We start from the raw sequence: 17,891 nt of genomic DNA on the forward strand, positions 1-17,891 counted from the left end.
CTGGTGATGCAGTATCGTCTGAATGACTACGTTCCTACGGAGAATTATTACAAGCGTGGCATCAATTATCTTTCTGGCGGCAAGGACACACCCGCGCCGCGGATGCATTACACGGTTACGCCCAATTATTTTGCGGATAAGGATGAAAAGTGGTTTTCTACTTTGTCTAAATCTGAGGTGGAGACCTGGGCTGGTGTCCCGAATTTCGGCGTTTACGCACTTGATTTTGAGTTTTGGAACCAGCATTACATTCCGGAAGTAAAGCAGCGTTTGATTTGGTTTGCCAAAACGATCCGGAAAAACAATCCGGACATGTATTTGATGGATTACTGGGGCGGAGGCGCATATACGAACCCGCATATCAACACGGTGGGAGGCAAAAATCCGGAGGAATTAATGAACGATTACAATGATCCGAAGTCAAACAATTCCAATTTTGAGCCGCTTCCCAATGGCGAAAATTTCCATGATCTCTTCAATGCAACGCCCATTGATGTTTATCCAAAACCCATGTTTGCAAAGGATGATGCGGGAAACACACCGAACAATTTCGTGTTGCTTTCGGCAATCCATTCATTGCGCATCAACAAGCTGATCCCGTATCAAAAAAATAATAAGTTTATATTCTTCGGCTGGAACCGTTATATGCCGCTTTATAATGATCCGATCGTACCCTGGAATTATCGGCTTACCGATCCGAAGGGCGAATTGGTGATGAATCAGCTGGAAATGATGCCCGCAAGTCAGGCGTTAAGCATGTCGCTTTTTTCACTGATCTTGTTTGACGGTTATTATTTATGGCACGACGGCGGCCCTAGCAGCAACGACCCGAATGCATATAAAGTAACAAAAGATGCACCCGGCTGGGGTTATGAATGGTATCCGGCAGACGGTAAAACGCCTGAAAGTGAAATTGGCAAAAAGCCTGTGGAACGCACCGCGCCTCCTTATTGGGATTTCCCGACGGAGTTTTATTCGCTTGGAAACTGGATGGCGAAGCAAGTTGAAGATGTAATCGTTGGCGGAACAAATCAAGATCTGCCTTTTCAGCTAAACGGCAATTGGATTCAGCCTAAAAAAGAGCAGGTTTTATTGGCTATTGATAAGAAGGAGCCTTTTATTACGTCAATTGTGAAAGGAAAAGAGATTGTTGTGCTTGGAGTTGATTCATTTCAAAATCCTACTGCCAACAGAATTGTAAAAGTCAAATTGCCTGATGGCTCGGAAACTTCTATTGAGCTTTACGGGAACTGGCCTTCCCTTTACCGAGGCACTTTAAAATAAAAATTGCCGGGGGTCTTAGCCCCCGGCAAACAAAGCAAAGAAGATTTTTAAGAAACTCGGATATAACTGCCGAGCCATTTGAGATGTGATCCATATTTATGCATCACTTCCTGCACAGGCGCATCATCGACGTGCCCCAGGAACTCAACCAGGAACCACGCCCTGAATGTGGAAGTGCCTCTTACCGGCCTACTTTCAATCTTAGTAAGGTTAATCCCCCTGTCATTAAAGTCCTTCAAAAATTCGTAAAGCACCCCTGGGCGGTTCGTATTAGGCAAGTTTGCGATGATTGTTGTTTTGTCATCGTCGCTTTTAATGTTCACAAAGTCTTTTGCCAAAATCAAAAACCGCGTTCTGTTCTGGTCGCTGTCTTCAATGTTGTCATACAAAATCGGAACACCGAAAAGTCTGGCCGAAATAGATGAGCAAATGGCTGCTGAATCCACTTCTTGTGAGGCTAGCTTAGCCGCTTTGGACGTAGATTCCACCGGGATCAGCTCGATGTCCATTCCTTCCAGATATTCGCTGATAAACTTCCCGCATTGACGAAACGCAATGTCTTTGGAATAAATACGCCTGATATTTCGCAGCGAATCCGATTGGGATGCAAAAGTAAAATGCACTTGCAAAAGCACTTCCGCGACGATAGACAAGTTTTTATCACGAAGGAAATCAACCGTTTCAATAACAATCCCCTCCTGATTATTCTCAATTGGCACGACGCCAAATTTTGCACGGCCGGTTTCAACACTTTCGAAAACAGAATGAATAGTAGGCAAGACCAGATATTCGCTCATGCCACCGAACCGGCTTTCTGCTGCCTGGTGTGTAAAACTGCCCTCAGGCCCCAGGTAAGACACGCGTTCCGGCAATTCGAGATTACGCGAAACGGCGAAAATTTCAAAAAATATGGCATCGATCGCTTGTCGTGTCAGCAAGCCGTTATTGCGTTTTTCGAGCCGGTCGAGGATTTGTTTTTCCCTTTCCGGCCTGTAAATAATAGACTGTGATGACCGTTTCAGTTCACCCACTTTTTTGACGAGCTCCATGCGCTCATTCAAAACGGTAAGTAACTGATCATCAAGCTCGTCTATTCTGTTTCTAAGGTCCAGTAGATCCACCAAAAAATCATTAAAATGTGTAGGGAAGCAAGTCTAGCATTAAAGACTGTCTTCCCCGGATATTACTTTAAGCCGCCAAATATAAGCAAACGGCGCGCTAGACAGCCAGCGCAAGCTCTTCAATGTTCTTTTCGATTTTCAAATTATCAATAATAAAACGCTGACGTTCAGGCGTATTCTTACCCATAAAATAGCTCAGCAATTTCTGAATAGAAGTTTCCTTTTGCAAAATGACCGGCTCCACATGCATGTCCTCTCCAATGAACTTTCCGAATTCATCCGGTGATATTTCACCCAAACCTTTGAAACGCGTGATCTCAGGTTTGCTTCCGAGTTTGTTGACCGCAATTTGCTTTTCTTCTTCACTGTACGCAATAAATCGTCTCCTTCTTGTTCCTAACCCTGAAAAGCGGAGTTTCCAAAACAAAAAGATGCCCGTTACGCACGAGATCAGGGAAAAATTGGAGGAAGAATGTCATTAGCAGCAAGCGAATGTGCATGCCGTCAACGTCGGCGTCTGTTGCAATCACAATGCGGTTGAAACGAAGATTTTCGACTCCGTTTTCAATATCTAATGCGTGCTGCAACAAGTTGAATTCTTCATTTTCGTAAACAATCTTTTTGGTTAAGCCAAAGCAATTCAAGGGTTTACCACGCAAACTGAAAACGGCCTGCGTCTGAATGTTCCTCGATTTGGTGATCGATCCGCTCGCTGAATCTCCTTCTGTTATGAAAAGCGTGCTTTCGTAACGCAATTCATTTTTAAGGTCAGTTAAGTGCAAGCGGCAGTCTCGCAGCTTCTTATTATGCAAATTCGCCTTCTTCGCACGGTCATTGGCAAGCTTTTTAATCCCTGCCAGCTCCTTACGCTCTCTTTCAGACTGCTCGATCCGTTTTTTCAATGCGTCCCGCGATTCCGGGTGCATGTGTAAGTAATTATCAAGGCGCTCTTTTACGAAATCATTAACAAATGTGCGGACGGTTGTGCTGTTCGGGTCGGGTGTAATGGTGTTCGAACCCAGTTTCGTTTTCGTTTGCGACTCGAAAACGGGCTCCTGAACGCGAATTGCAACGGCAGCAATGATGGAAGACCGTACATCTTCTGGTGCGTAGTCTTTGTTAAAATGCTCCCTGACGGCTTTTACAACCGCTTCCCGGAAGGCGGCGAGGTGCGTTCCACCCTGCGTTGTATATTGACCGTTTACAAACGAATAATATTCTTCGCCGTATTGATTATTGTGCGTCATCGCAAATTCAATGTCCTCGCCTCTGAGGTGAATAATAGGATAACGCAATGATTCCGCATCAGACTTGCTTTGCAAAAGGTCAAGCAAACCGTTTTGAGAAATGTATTTTTGACCGTTAAAATTAATGGTCAGTCCAGCATTCAAATAGCAGTAATTCCAGATCATGTTATCCAGATATTGCGGAATGTATCTGAAATTTTTGAAGATTACGCCATCCGGCTCGAATGCAATGTGCGTCCCATTCCGCTGATTTGTAGTCTGTTCCTTCGACTCGTTAACCAATGCGCCTTGCGCAAATTCAGCATTTTTTGTCTTGCCTTCGCGGAACGACTGCACCTTGAAATATTGAGAAAGTGCATTAACCGCTTTCGTTCCTACCCCATTCAAACCAACCGATTTTTGAAATGCACCGGAATCATATTTTCCACCCGTATTAATCTTAGAAACGCAGTCTACAACCTTTCCAAGCGGAATTCCCCGCCCGTAATCCCTCACTTCCACCCGGTGCTCGGTGATCTTGATTTCTATGGTTTTTCCATTGCCCATCATGTGCTCGTCAATGGAGTTATCGACGATTTCTTTCACCAAAACATATATCCCGTCGTCGACCGACGAACCATCGCCCAACTTGCCAATATACATCCCCGGCCTCAATCTAATGTGCTCTTTCCAATCCAGCGACCTTATACTACTCTCGTCATATTGCACGTTGGTACTTTCCATAAATGATGACCTCACAGGAGGCTATTTCTGATTTTAAATATTGTATTTTAATAATTTAAGACATTTGTCGTTACCCTGTTATAACTTTACAGCAAAATAGGTTAGGGCCGATTACTAGAAATTCTTTAAAAATAGGAAAAATCTAATTTACTTTGCCATGATATACACATCCAAAAATTAAGTATGCTCATACTCAAAATTCAAAAACACTAGTCAGATACATAGTTTTAATGAATTGTAAGCATTTCAATAGTACAATAATACTTCATATGAACAGGATCAAATTGGCAAAAAATTATAAAAGTCTACTTCTCTATCTCCTCTGCTTATTAATCTCATTACCATCCCTATCGCAGGTCGTTCTTCCTCAATCTTTGCCTAATGCGCCAAGTGCCCCTCAAAGCGGCAATACAAGCGGTGCGCCAAGAGGCACGGCGGCTCCTACTGGAAACACTGGGAATGCGCAGGGAAATCAGCCCGCAGGAAGCAATCAGCAACAATCTGGAAACCAGCAAAATTCAGGAAACCAGCAGAACGGAAGCAATCAGCAGAATTCCGACGGTAAAACCGGCACAGATCAAGGCGCTAAAAATTCCGATGGCGGTGATCAGAGCAAAATTAACAACACGACAACTTCAAAATTAACTCCGGAAGACCAGGAAAAAGAAGCTTTACGTCAGAAAATATACGGTTATTCGCTTTTTGCCGACAAAAATCTGGATCAAATTCCTGATGCGCAAATTGCAACGCCGACGAATTATAATGTTGGCCCAGGCGACGAGCTGAAAATCTACATTTACAATTATGCGGAAAGCACTTACGAAGTCGAAGTAACGAAAGATGGCTTTATTTCGCTTCCACGGGTTGGAAACGTATATGTTGCCGGACGCACGATTGAAGAAGTTCGCAAGATATTAATTGATAAATTCTCCAAGTTTACGCCAGGACTTATCGGAACCGGTGGCGAATCTGCCAGAACCAAACTGATGGTGACATTAGGCGATGTTCGCTCTGTGAAAGTGTTTGTAACGGGTGAAGTTATCAACCCTGGAACATATCAATTGTCATCATTATCGTCTGCATTCAACGCACTTTATCAAGCTGGCGGACCTAACGAAATTGGATCTTTCCGTGATGTGCGTGTAGTTAGAAATGGCAAGGTTGTTTCGCGTTTTGACATTTATGATTACCTGGTTAATGGTAAAATTGATGGTGACATTCGCGTGCAAGACAATGATAATGTTGTTGTTGGCTATTATCTAAAACGTGCAGAAATAACCGGGATGGTTAAACGTCCTGGCATTTACGAGCTTAAACCTGAGGAAAAACTAGCAGATATGTTACGTTATTCAGGTGGTTTTAATGACAGAGCATATCGCGCAAGACTTAAAGTTCAGAGGATCACTGCGAAAGAACGTAAGATTCTGGATGTTGCAGAAGAGAACTATGACACATTCGAAATCGCAACAGGGGATTCCGTGAACGTTGAAACTGTTTTAGACCGTTTTGAAAATATCGTAACCATTGAAGGCGCGGTAATGCGTCCCGGTGATTATTCGCTGGATAACAGTCCTTCTTTAAAGCAACTAATTGAAAATGCGCAGGGCTTGCGTGAAGATGCATTCGTAGGCCGTGTGAGCGTGCTGAGAACGCGCCAGGATCTTGTCCTGGAAAGCATTTCCCTTAATTATACGGACATTCTGAACAATGTTACTCCCGATTTGATTTTGACACGTCTGGACCGGGTGATCATTCCTTCAAAATTCGACATGGCTGAAAGTGCTTATGTAAGCGTGGACGGCGAAGTGAATAATACAAAAATCAGCGAGAACGAAGGAAAGTTTCCTTACACAGTCAATATGACGCTCGAAGATCTTTTAGTGCAAGCAGGCGGACTTAAAGAATCTGCTTACACATCCGAGATCGAAGTAATCAGAAGAAAAAGAAATAGCGTTGCAGGTGCTGCGAATGCGCAAATTTCAGAGGTTTTCAAATTCAATGTTGACCGGGACTTATCGCTTAACAGCAAAGGAAGCAATTTCGCATTGATGCCTTTTGACCAGGTGACCGTTCGTAAATCGCCTAACTATGTTGAACAGCAAAGTGTTTTTGTAGAGGAGTAAAGTGCTTATCGCTGGTCGATACACGATTGTAAATAAGAACGATAAAATCAGTGACGTAATCAAAAGAAGCCGGCGGATCGACTGAATTGGCATATCCGGAAGGCGCAACATTGCTGAGAAGAACTTTGGTTAGAGAACTGGAGACGAGCCGACAGATTTTGATCAGGCAGAACAGACTGAGAAAAGCATTAAGAAAGGCACGATCCTGGGCGATGTGCCAAATGTTAAGGAAGAGTCAATCGGAATTAAATTGAAAAATATCCTTAAAAACCCAGGTTCTTTCGAAGACCTGATCGTTCAGGAAGGAGACATTATCCGGATTCCTAAGAGACTTGAAACGGTTCAGGTTAATGGAGCTGTACTTTATCCTACAACAGTGAAATACGGCAAAGGAATGGCGTTTTCTGACTACATCTCACAATCAGGTGGGTTCACCGTTGAGTCGCTTAGAAAGAGTTCTTATATCAAATATCCAAACGGAAATGTAGACAGAACAAGAAGATTCCTGTTCTTCAATGTTTACCCGAAAGTTGAACCAGGTTCTGAAATCTTTGTTCCTGTAAGAGCTGCACCTTCGCTTAACCCGCAACAAGCACTTCAAACTGCAACGGGTATCCTGGGTTCGATAATGAGTTTAATATTAGCAGTTTTAGCTTTCCGATCAATCAACTAAAATGTCAACGACGACCCTACATCCGCAACAACAAGTGCCAGAAGATGAGTTGACCCCGAAAGAGGTTATCGAAAAAGTTCTGGTCGTTAAAACGGCAGTCCTCCGTAACTGGAAGATGTTATTGCTGTTGCCAATCATTGGTTTTGGAATTGGATATGCTTTGGATGCTTACATTAAGAAGCCAAACATGTACGAAGCTGAGGTGGTTTTTAACCTTGGCGGCGGCAGCCAGTCGTCAGGCTTTGGAGATATGGCCGGTCTGCTTGGACTTGGAAATGCTCCGGATGCGAATATCTTCACAGGAGAAAACTTCTTCTACTTTGTGAAATCCCGTCCGGTTCTTGAAAGGAACTTGATGAAGGAAGTGGAAGTGAATGGTCAGAAAATGATCCTTGGAAACTTCTTTATCGATTCAAGCGGAATCAAAACCAAGGAATGGGAAGAGATCCCTCAGAATCAGCAGTTTCACTTTACTCATAACGACATTAAGAAGTTCGATATGAAGTCAAGAATGATACTGAATGAGTTAGTAAAAAAAGCTGCCGAATCAACTGAAATCGCTTCTCTCGACCGTAAGTCATCGTTCATTGCGCTTTCTACAAGTATGGAAAACGGCACGCTTGCTGGACTTTGGGTAACGAAGCTTCTGGAAACGGTTGAAGAAATGTACACCGAAAACCAGACGCAGAAATCGCGTAAGACGCTTAACTTGCTTCAACATCGCGCCGATTCACTTGCTGCGGTTTTGGGCATTGCAGAACATAAGTTAGCACGTCAGCTTGATTACAGCCAGCAAATCCTTTTGCCCGAAGCGAAGGTTTCAGCCAACAGTATGGAGCGGAAATCAGCTTTCCTTCAAACACTTTACTATGAAGCAATGGGAAGCGCTGAAAAAATGCGTGTTACCATGGTTCGTGAAGCACCATTATTTACAGAAATCGAGGGCATTAAAGTGCCTCTGGACATTAAGGCGGAAGACAAAAGAAATGCAAAAATCGGAGCGCTGGTTGGCTTGATGCTCGCACTCATTTTCACCTATTTCCGAACCATCTTTTCAACTCCCAAAGTAGAAGTTAGGGCATAACAATGGCATCACAACACTCAATTACGATAAAGGCTGGCGGATCTGAAAAAGATTACTGGAAAGATCTCTGGCTGAACAGGCAATTACTCTGGATCTTGTCAAAACGAGACATTTCCGTCCGTTACAAACAAACCCTTCTAGGCGTTGCATGGAGCGTGTTGAGGCCTATTATGACAATGACGGTCATGGTTTTTGTGTTCAGCTATCTTGCCAAAGTCAAAAGTGATCCGGGCGTTCCCTATCCATTAATGGTTCTGAGCGGCCTTACGATCTGGACATTTTTCTCCAATACATTTACACAGATCAGTAACAGCATCCTGATTAACTCCAATCTTGTTTCAAAAGTTTACTTCCCCCGCCTGCTGATGCCGTTGAGCTCAATAGCCGTTGGATTTGTTGACTTTTTGATCACATTCGGGATTTTCCTGATCATGACCATTTTCTTCAAGCACCCGATTAGCTGGCATATCGTGTTTCTTCCTTGCTTCATTTTACTTACATTTATTACATCTTTGGGCTTTGGATTGTTCTTTGCGGTATTAAATGTACGTTTTCGGGATATCGGCCAGTTAATTCCATTTTTAGTGCAAGTTGGAATGTATGCCGTGCCTGTTGCTTACAGCAGCACCCTGGCGCAGGGCACCTGGTTTGAAAAATATTATAACTTAAATCCGCTCGTTGGCATTATCGATGGTTTTCGGTGGTGTCTGCTTGGCGATAAAGCGTATTTCAATCCCCAAAGTCTTTACTCGACGACAATAATTTCCTTTGTGATATTGATATTGTCTTTGATTTATTTCCGGAAGAAAGAAAATACATTCGTGGATCATATCTGAAATAATTACATTTGGGCATGCCTGTAATCGTAGCTGAAAACATCAGCAAGAAATATATAATAGACCATCAACGTAAAAGTGGTTCTCCAAGCCTGCGTGATATTGTCACCGAAAAGGTTGACAAAATCTTCTCTCGCAAGCAGGAAAATTCCGACTTTGCTGAAAAAGAAGAATTCTGGGCATTAAGGGACGTAAACTTTTCCATTGACCAGGGTGATCGTATTGGCATTGTTGGTCATAACGGAGCCGGGAAATCTACATTACTAAAAATTCTCAGCCGCATTACGGAGCCCACAACCGGGCAGATCAAGATTGATGGACGCATTGCCAGCTTGCTAGAAGTAGGAACAGGATTCCATCCAGAACTTACCGGTCGCGAGAACATATTTTTGAATGGTGCCATTCTCGGCATGGCAAAAAGCGAGATCAGACAATCATTTGATGCAATTGTTGACTTTGCGGGTGTTGAAAAATTCCTGGATACGCCGGTAAAAAGATATTCTTCGGGTATGTATGTAAGGCTCGGTTTTGCTATTGCAGCACACCTCAACCCTGAGATTCTGATCGTTGACGAAGTTTTAGCCGTTGGTGACACCGAGTTTCAAAAGAAATGTCTTGGCAAAATGCGGGACGTTTCTGAAAGTGGAAGGACACTTTTGTTCGTTAGTCATAACCTTACCGCCATTCAGGCGCTTTGCAACAAGTCCTTTTATTTTGAAAAAGGAATGTTGATCGATCAGGGCGAAACAACGCATATTGTTACCAATTATCTCAGCAAAGTTTCTCACAAATCGCTGGAAAAGCACTGGGATAACATTGAAAGTGCTCCGGGTAATGATCAGGTCCGCGTGAAACGCTTCAAGCTTTTCCCGGAATATCAGGACGATCTGAACCACATTGATGTTCGGACGCCAATTAATTTTCAATTTGAATTCTGGAACCTGGTGGAAGGTGCAAGCCTGAACTTGAGCATGCACTTGTACACGTTTACAGGTGAGTGTATATTTAATGTAGGCACGCAGGCAGAAACTTTTTCAAAGGGTCTCGTAAGCGGCGTATGTGAAATACCGGGTCATTTCCTTAATGACGGTTCATATGTGGTTTCCATGATGATTGTGAAAGACACCAGCACGGTGCTTTACAACATGGAGGAAGCGCTGATTTTTGATATAGAGGATTATCGTGAAAATGTAACCTGGTATGGCAAATGGCCAGGATATATTCGCCCTCAACTTAATTTTTCCATTCGCCAAACTGAACATGTAGTGAATGATTAACGTCACTAAAACCTTTTTACCAGACCAGGAAAGATATCTGCAATATGTTCGGGAAATTTGGGAACGCGGATATCTGACCAACAACGGACCTGTATTACAAGAGCTTGAAGCAGCATTAAAAGATTATCTTCAGGTCGATCACTTATATTTTTGTGGAAACGGCACCATTGTGCTTCAAATTGCCATCAAGGCGCTTGAAATCACAGGTGAAGTCATTACAACGCCGTTCTCTTACGTTGCAACGGCAAATGCTATCCTTTGGGAACATTGCACGCCCGTTTTTGTCGACATTGATGCCGAAACATTCAATATCAACCCGGCATTGATCGAAGCATCGATCACACCAGCGACGACTGCGATTCTGGCAACACACGTTTATGGTAATCCATGCGATGTGGAAGCGATCGAAATCATCGCAAAAAAGCATAACCTTAAAGTTGTATACGACGCTGCTCATGCATTTGGCGTTACTTATAAAGGGAAATCCCTGCTTGCTTTCGGTGATTTGAGCACATGCAGCTTCCACGCTACGAAGGTTTTTCACACCATTGAAGGCGGGGCTTTGATCTCCAACCACCCTGAGCTTGATAGAAAATTGCACTTACTGCGCGCATTCGGTCACCAGGGTGATGAGCATTATCTATACGCGGGCATTAATGGAAAAAACTCCGAGTTCCATGCTGCAATGGGGCTTGTGAATTTGCCTCACGTTAAAGACATTATTCAGGCTCGTAAAGACGTTTTTGATGCCTACGACAGCCTGCTGAACTGGGATTTGCTTTACAAGCCGGCCATTAGTAAAGACATTGAATACAATTACGCTTATTATCCGGTTGTATTCCCTTCTGAGCAGGTTATGTTCAAAGTAATGGATGCTTTGCGCGAAGAAGAAATTATTCCAAGACGATATTTTTATCCTTCATTAAACACACTTTCGTTCATGCCGCGGCAAATTGCGTGTCCGGTTTCGGAAGATATCTCGGTAAGAGTGTTAAGTTTGCCTTTATATGTCGGCCTTCCGTACTCGGATATTGAGCGGATTTCCCACATCATTAACGGTCATTTATCACCAGAATAGCATGGCTTTTGTTTACTGGCTTTCCTTTCTACTGTTTTTATACAGCATCAGTTTTGTTGCCAAAAAAATAGCTCAACCGTCATTTGCAGAGTGGATCATTGTTTGTTTCATGCTCTTTGTCGGAAGCATTATTCCAACGGGTTTTTTACTTTCTGCGCTCAATCTCACTGCTAACACTTTCGCCTGGATTGCAGGCACTTACATTGCGCTTGGCCTGCATTATCTGGTTTGGACATTCTTAAATAAAGGCCAGGCCTCCTACTCTATCCGCAGCATTGCCGCACAACGGATCGTTACTTTCAAAGCCTGGACGAAGGAGTTATCGCCTTATCTGAAAACGATTTTCGTGATCATGTTTGGCACCATTGCAGTCGTTGCATTGACCAATCTGATACTCGTCCTTTTCACCGTCCCGAATGAGTGGGACAGCATGACGGGACACCTTAACCGCGCCATCCGTTACATTCAGCGCGGGACAATGGCGCATTTTGGCGGCACCAACTGGAATATGGATACATATCCCAAAAGTCTGACGACAATCCAGATTTACAGTTATTTGATCTCCGGAAAGATTGAGAATGCATTCAAGCTCATCCACCACGCTTCCTATTACATTACGCTCGTTGCCATTTTTGGAATAGCACAGCGGATTGGAAGGAATTTGTCGGCGAGTTTCTTTTGTGCACTGGCTTACGGAATGTTCCTCAACTTCCTCATGCAGGCGGTTACAACCGAAACTGACATTGTGCTGACGGCCTATCTCAGCTGCCTGCTTTATTTCCTCTTTACTTATTACAGCACACGCAACAAGAAATATCTCTATTTGTCCGGATTGGCATTTGGGATCGTTTTTGGACATAAAGTAACATTTGCGCTCTTGCTGCCTTCGGTGTTTGTCGTTATGATTTATACCGTATTCCTGTCGCCCGACCTAAAAGTGTTCTTTGACCGGTTTGTCAAATTAGCGATTGCCATATTTATCGCAGTGCTGATTTACATGCTTCCAACGGGCTATGTCAAGAATATCATGGTTTTTGGCCACCCCATCGGACCACCTACTGCATTGAAACATCAATCTGTGGAGCGCTTTGGCTCATTACCAAACCTTTTTGAGCAGGGAAGCCGCAATGTTGTCCGCTACACTTACGAATTTTGCAATCTGGACGGCATACGCAATGCGCAATGGGGATATAACCTGAATACGGTTATGCGCAAACCGCTTGTTACGCTGGAAGATAAGCTGCACATGCGACTGGATGAAGAAACGGAGTTTGCGATTGTTCCTTTTTCCTTTCAACGCCGTTTCGACAACTTCAATGCAAATCCATACTGGGGCGTTTTTGGCTTTTCGCTGATTCTGCCATTGATATTTCTGGTGCTGATCCGTGTTTTCCGTTCGCGGGTGCACTGGTTTTTGGCGCTCGCTTTTTGCCTTCACTTTGCAGCCATTTCTTATTCAGCCGTTTACGATCCGTTCAAAGGCCGTTATTTTATAGAAACGGGTGTTTTTGGGGTGCTGTTCTTATTGCTGCTGTTCTCTAATCACCGGCTTTCTATCATTAAGCCAAGAAGGAATATTTGGAAAGGTTACATTCTGATTATCGTTTCGCTGGCCTGCATTTCTGCCGTCATGTCCGTTTATCTTAACATACGCTGCTTACCCATTGCTGCTTACGGATATAAATCTGCATTGCAAACAGAACGGATCAAGTTGCAGACATTTGCCCGACCCGACATTACAAAAGCTTACGAAACATTCGATTCCATTGTTCCAAAAGACGCGACGGTTGCGCTTGCAACGATCAATGATGACTTTGAATATCCTTTATATGGCGAGGATCTTTCGCGCAAACTGATCACAATCAACCCTTTTGAACAAGGATTGAAACCCATCCCAAAAGAGGCTGATTATCTTTTTTATGCCAAAAGCGTCATTAATGATACGAGCCGCATAAAATCTTTACCCAGTGACATCCGTTTAGGGAGTGATACGACGCTGACGAACGTGGCAGTGAGAGGGGAGGACTATTATCTCAGAAAGCTTAAATAGCAATCCATGACCATCGCCATTATGCAGCCTTACATATTTCCATATGTAGGTTATTTTCAACTGATCAATGCCGTTGACAAATTTATTATTTACGATGACGTCAACTTCATCAATAAGGGCTGGATTAATAGAAATAACGTTTTGGTTTCCGGTCAGGCGCATTTGTTTACCATCCCGCTGAAAGATGCCAGCCAGAACAAGCTCATCAACGAAGTCCAGGTTTCAAAGAGCGAACCGTGGCAAAAGAAGTTCTTAAAAACCCTCCAGCAATCGTATCAGAAAGCCCCATATTACCAAAAGGTTTTTGTTCTGATCGAAGAAATTGTAAATTTAGATGTTGAAACAATATATGATTTGACCTTCGAAGCCTTGGTTAGGACGTGTAATTACATGGAAATCAAGACCGAAATTGTTGCCTCATCATCGATTTATCAAAACACACACCTAAAAGGTCAGGAAAGAATCTTAGAGATCTGTAAGCAAGAAGGCGCCGACCATTACATTAATCCGATTGGAGGAATGGAACTGTACGACAAAGTCAAATTTGAAAAGGAAGGGATCAAGCTTAACTTCATAAAAAGTGTATCCCGCCCTTATAATCAATTTAAAAATGCTTTCGTACCTTGGCTGTCGATTATCGATATTCTAATGTTCAATGACCCCGAAGCAATAAGGGAACAATTAAAGGCATACGAACTTATTTAGGAATGGCTAAGGTTATCGTTTTTGGAGTACTCGACACAGCAGAATTGGCACACTATTATCTGACTCACGACTCAGAACACGAAATAGTCGCTTTCACAATCAATCGCCAATATATTGAAGACGAATCTTTTAAAGGGCTGCCCGTTGTAGCATTTGAAGACGTCGAAACGTTTTTCCCGCCATCCGAATTTTCATTTTTTGCGCCTATGACCGGCCGGAACATGAACCGCAACCGGGAAAATATCTACAACGAAGCGAAAGCCAAAGGCTACCAATTTATTTCCTATATCAGCTCCCGTGCTACTATTTTTGACCGGGAAGTCATTGGTGAAAACTGCTTTATTCTTGAAGACAACACCATTCAGCCATTTACAACGGTTGGTAATAATGTGGTGATGTGGAGCGGAAATCACATTGGTCATCATGGACAAATTAAAGATCACGTATTCTTTACTTCTCATGTGGTGCTTTCGGGCCATTGTGTTGTAGAATCTTATTCTTTCTTTGGCGTTAACAGTACAATCCGCGATTACACAATAATCGCCCAGGGCACTTTGGTGGGAATGGCGTCTGCAATTACAAAAGAGACTGAGGAATGGGGCATTTACATTGGTAACCCCGCAAAGAAAGTGCCTGGCAAAAAGAGCTTTGAGGCTTATTAAGCAGTCATATCCGGGTGAAGAATGTAATCGGACAATCCGAAATTTGGGACAGCAATTTACTGGGTAATGGAGCAGAAAAAAATATTATTTGTATGTCATGACGCAAACCGGGCAGGAAGCCAGTTGCTGCTGCTACAATTGCTCAGACTTTTGAAAGAACGTGGCGTGCCTATGCATTTGTTGCTTTGCAGCGGCGGAGAGCTTGAAAAAGACTTCGAGGAAGTGGTTACGGTTACGCGTCTCTATCAAAATATCACCATCACGCCAAGGCCATTTACAGGAAAGCTTCTCAAAAAAGTCCACCTTTATAAATACTATCAACACCTTTCCACTCAGAAAGTTAATGAGCGGATTGCCAGTGAGTTAGGCGAGCAGAATATCGGTTTAGTCTTTGTAAATTCCATTGCTAATGCGGGTGTTTACTACGATTTTCTGAGATTTCTACATCATCTTCCTTTGGTTCTGTTTGTGCATGAACTAGGCATGTCTGTCAAAATTTATACGCATGAAAAGCACCTGAATTTCATGCTTAAAAAGACAGATCATCTGATCGCAGTTTCAAAAGCAGTTGCCAATTATTATATCAAAAAATACGATTTCCCTGAAAAGCACGTCAGCACATTCACCTTAATCGACCACGATCACATTGATCAAAAGTTGAAATCAGTGCAGCGGGACATTCTGGAAAAAACGCATAAAATCCCGCATGACGCCATCATAATCGGTGGTTGCGGCAATGCAGAATGGCGTAAAGGAAACGACATTTTCAACTGGATTGCCAAACGCGTTATCCATAAAACCAACCCGCTGCCGGTTTACTTCGTTTGGGTTGGAGCTGGCCCCCAGCACGAGATTTACGAGTTGATAGAAAGTGATATTCGTCATATGGGTCTGAGTGACAGGATTATTCTGATCCCACCCACGCCTTTTGCATTAGATTATATCAATCGTTTTGACGTATTAATGCTGAGCTCGCGCGAAGATCCTTATCCGCTTGTTGTATTAGAAGCAGCATTGCAGGAAATTCCGGTGGTTTGTTTCGAAGACGCAGGCGGCGCACCAGAACTCATTGAGTCAGATGCTGGTTTCGTCGTTCCGTATATGGACATTTCGGCGGCTTCGGAGGCTGTTATTCAGTTGGTTCTGGATCCGACATTACGGGAAACATTAGGTCGGAAAGGCAGACAAAAAGTGCTGGAAAGGCACAATACAGATAACAGTGTTGCGAGCTTCGAAGCCATTATTCAAAAGTATTTACCTTTACAGGTTTCGGAAAAGCAGAATCAATGACAATTGCCTTTACAATTTGTTCCATCAATTACTTAGCTCAGGCCAGGACGTTAGGAGATTCACTCAAAGCCACCAATCCGGACGTTCTCTTCTTTATCGGGCTGGTGGATGCGCTAAATGGTGTTGTTTTTGAAGACGGATACGCACCTGAATTTCCCATGATCGAGATTGATAAAATCGAGATCAGGAATTTCCAGGAAATGGCTGACCGCTACAACATTACGGAACTGAACACCGCCGTAAAGCCATTTTACTTCACGTATTTCTTCAAGCATTATCCGGAAGCCGAGAATGTCATTTATTTTGACCCTGACATTATCATTTTCCAACCGCTGTCCGGATTACTTGCTTCACTTTCAACGCATAGCGCCGTTTTAACGCCGCACATTAATACGCCAATTGAAGATCAGTTGACGCCGAATGAGCTGCACCATTTAAATACGGGCGTCTATAACCTGGGTTTCGTTGCATTTCACAGAACGCCGGAAATATTGGAATACATTGCCTGGTGGGAAGAAAAACTCAGATATGAATGCTTGATCGACTTGTGCAACGGCCTTTTTGTTGATCAAAACTGGATGAATTTCCTGCCTATATTCGTCGCAAACACGCACATCGAGCGTAATCCAGGCTATAATGCTGCTTATTGGAATTTGCATGAGCGAACATTCTCAGAATCAAACGGAACCGTTTTCGTTAATGAAACAAATCCTTTAATATTTTTCCATTATAGCGGTTATGACCCACAAAAACCGGCTGTTTTATCCAAATATCAGGATCGTTTTGAGCTGGCTGCCCGTCCTGATCTGACTGCATTATTTGATCTTTACCGCGAAAGTCTCATCAGAAACGGCAACTCCTATTATCGGAAATTTCATTGCGCATATATCAAACCTACACCCGTCCGTCGTTACCAGCGCGTGCGAAAATTGCTTAAACTGCCATTCAATTATATCATTGATCAGCTGGAAACGACCTGATGAAAGAGCTTGTATCCGTCATCGTGCCCATTCTGGACCCACAAATTAATCCGACCGAAGAGCGGATTCTTCATCATTGTCTGAACACGCTGGACAAATATCCGATCATTTTTATCACTTTCGAGGGAGCCGATTTATCTATTGTTAAGGAGCATAACGAGGATATTGACGTCATTTATTTCCCGCAAAAATATTTTCAGTCGCGGGCACATTTGGCAGCTTTATTCCTCATGGAAGATTTTTATGAACGTTTCAGCTGGTGTGACTTCCTGCTGATTCACGAGCTGAATAGCTGGATTGTGAAAGATGAACTCTATTATTGGTGCAAACAGGGTTATGACTATTTGAAGGCACAACCTGCGCAAAACGACGACATTAAACGGCTCTCAGGTGTTTTTCCAAGACTCAAAGGATTGAACAATGATGAAAAACGATTGTTCGGGCGTGCATTTACGGATAATGGAATTTATCTTTGCCGCATCGAACGCATGATCAATACAATTAGGGCGAAGCGAAAAGAGGTTTACGAATATCGGCATAATGAAAATCTTGATCATGCAGATTCCGTATTCTGGGAGCTGGAAGCCAATCGATTTTGGCCACATTTACGAAAGCCAACCGACGTTGTCCGCAACCATTTCGCAGCCAACGCAGCAAATATTAACCTGAACAAGACGTTACCCTTTGCATTAACCGGCATTTCGAAAGAAAATATCCATGATCTGCCTTATTTCAAATCATTGCCGGAAGCGAGTTAA

General features: G+C 43.2%; 14 protein-coding genes and 1 pseudogene. 13 read left to right on the forward strand and 2 right to left on the reverse strand.

Translation table 11 applies throughout. The features are described 5' to 3' along the window. The first annotated feature begins 6 nt into the window (after window positions 1-6). On the forward strand, window positions 7-1,284 hold the full coding sequence (locus AC0IYG_RS12945; protein WP_471711470.1) for a hypothetical protein: 1,278 nt from the start codon (window positions 7-9) through the stop codon (window positions 1,282-1,284). A gap of 47 nt (window positions 1,285-1,331) precedes the next feature. Here the strand turns inward: AC0IYG_RS12945 and pheA are convergent, their stop codons facing one another. After that, complete coding sequence (gene pheA / locus AC0IYG_RS12950) at window positions 1,332-2,405, reverse strand: prephenate dehydratase (RefSeq protein WP_471711577.1); 1,074 nt, start codon at window positions 2,403-2,405, stop codon at window positions 1,332-1,334. 97 nt (window positions 2,406-2,502) lie between these two features. Beyond that, a pseudogene (locus AC0IYG_RS12955) lies at window positions 2,503-4,375 on the reverse strand (DNA topoisomerase IV subunit B). Window positions 4,376-4,644: 269 nt separating this feature from the next. On the opposite strand from AC0IYG_RS12955, the gene AC0IYG_RS12960 reads away from it, so the two are divergent. The 12 genes from AC0IYG_RS12960 to AC0IYG_RS13015 all read left to right on the forward strand — a co-directional run bounded on the left by AC0IYG_RS12960 (window position 4,645) and on the right by AC0IYG_RS13015 (window position 17,891). Beyond that, entirely contained in the window at window positions 4,645-6,498 is a 1,854-nt protein-coding gene (locus tag AC0IYG_RS12960; RefSeq protein WP_471711471.1) for an SLBB domain-containing protein, read from the forward strand. Between the two features lie 250 nt (window positions 6,499-6,748). After that, on the forward strand, window positions 6,749-7,171 hold the full coding sequence (locus AC0IYG_RS12965) for an SLBB domain-containing protein (RefSeq protein ID WP_471711472.1): 423 nt from the start codon (window positions 6,749-6,751) through the stop codon (window positions 7,169-7,171). 1 nt (window position 7,172) lies between these two features. Continuing rightward, window positions 7,173-8,255 carry a hypothetical protein gene (locus AC0IYG_RS12970; RefSeq protein ID WP_471711473.1) on the forward strand — a complete coding sequence of 361 codons (1,083 nt, stop codon included), beginning with the start codon at window positions 7,173-7,175 and terminating at the stop codon, window positions 8,253-8,255. A gap of 2 nt (window positions 8,256-8,257) precedes the next feature. Continuing rightward, complete coding sequence (locus AC0IYG_RS12975; protein WP_471711474.1) at window positions 8,258-9,091, forward strand: ABC transporter permease; 834 nt, start codon at window positions 8,258-8,260, stop codon at window positions 9,089-9,091. Window positions 9,092-9,108: 17 nt separating this feature from the next. Beyond that, window positions 9,109-10,368, forward strand: coding sequence for an ABC transporter ATP-binding protein (locus AC0IYG_RS12980; protein WP_471711475.1), 1,260 nt, complete (start codon window positions 9,109-9,111; stop codon window positions 10,366-10,368). Beyond that, window positions 10,361-11,446 (forward strand): DegT/DnrJ/EryC1/StrS family aminotransferase, encoded by a 1,086-nt coding sequence (locus AC0IYG_RS12985; protein WP_471711476.1) that lies wholly within the window; start codon window positions 10,361-10,363, stop codon window positions 11,444-11,446. Before AC0IYG_RS12980 ends, AC0IYG_RS12985 begins: the two co-directional genes overlap by 8 nt. A 1-nt stretch (window position 11,447) precedes the next feature. Then, window positions 11,448-13,496 carry an ArnT family glycosyltransferase gene (locus tag AC0IYG_RS12990; RefSeq protein WP_471711477.1) on the forward strand — a complete coding sequence of 683 codons (2,049 nt, stop codon included), beginning with the start codon at window positions 11,448-11,450 and terminating at the stop codon, window positions 13,494-13,496. Window positions 13,497-13,502: 6 nt separating this feature from the next. Next, window positions 13,503-14,201, forward strand: a complete 699-nt coding sequence (locus AC0IYG_RS12995; RefSeq protein WP_471711478.1) for a WbqC family protein — start codon at window positions 13,503-13,505, stop codon at window positions 14,199-14,201. Between the two features lie 2 nt (window positions 14,202-14,203). After that, window positions 14,204-14,863, forward strand: a complete 660-nt coding sequence (locus AC0IYG_RS13000) for an acetyltransferase (protein WP_471711479.1) — start codon at window positions 14,204-14,206, stop codon at window positions 14,861-14,863. Window positions 14,864-14,929: 66 nt separating this feature from the next. Beyond that, entirely contained in the window at window positions 14,930-16,153 is a 1,224-nt protein-coding gene (locus AC0IYG_RS13005; RefSeq protein ID WP_471711480.1) for a glycosyltransferase family 4 protein, read from the forward strand. Further along, window positions 16,150-17,133, forward strand: coding sequence for a glycosyl transferase (locus AC0IYG_RS13010; protein ID WP_471711481.1), 984 nt, complete (start codon window positions 16,150-16,152; stop codon window positions 17,131-17,133). The genes AC0IYG_RS13005 and AC0IYG_RS13010 overlap by 4 nt, the downstream gene beginning before the upstream one ends. Next, window positions 17,133-17,891 carry a DUF5672 family protein gene (locus AC0IYG_RS13015; RefSeq protein WP_471711482.1) on the forward strand — a complete coding sequence of 253 codons (759 nt, stop codon included), beginning with the start codon at window positions 17,133-17,135 and terminating at the stop codon, window positions 17,889-17,891. Before AC0IYG_RS13010 ends, AC0IYG_RS13015 begins: the two co-directional genes overlap by 1 nt.

The sequence above is a fragment of the Dyadobacter sp. AC419 genome, from assembly GCF_979253085.1.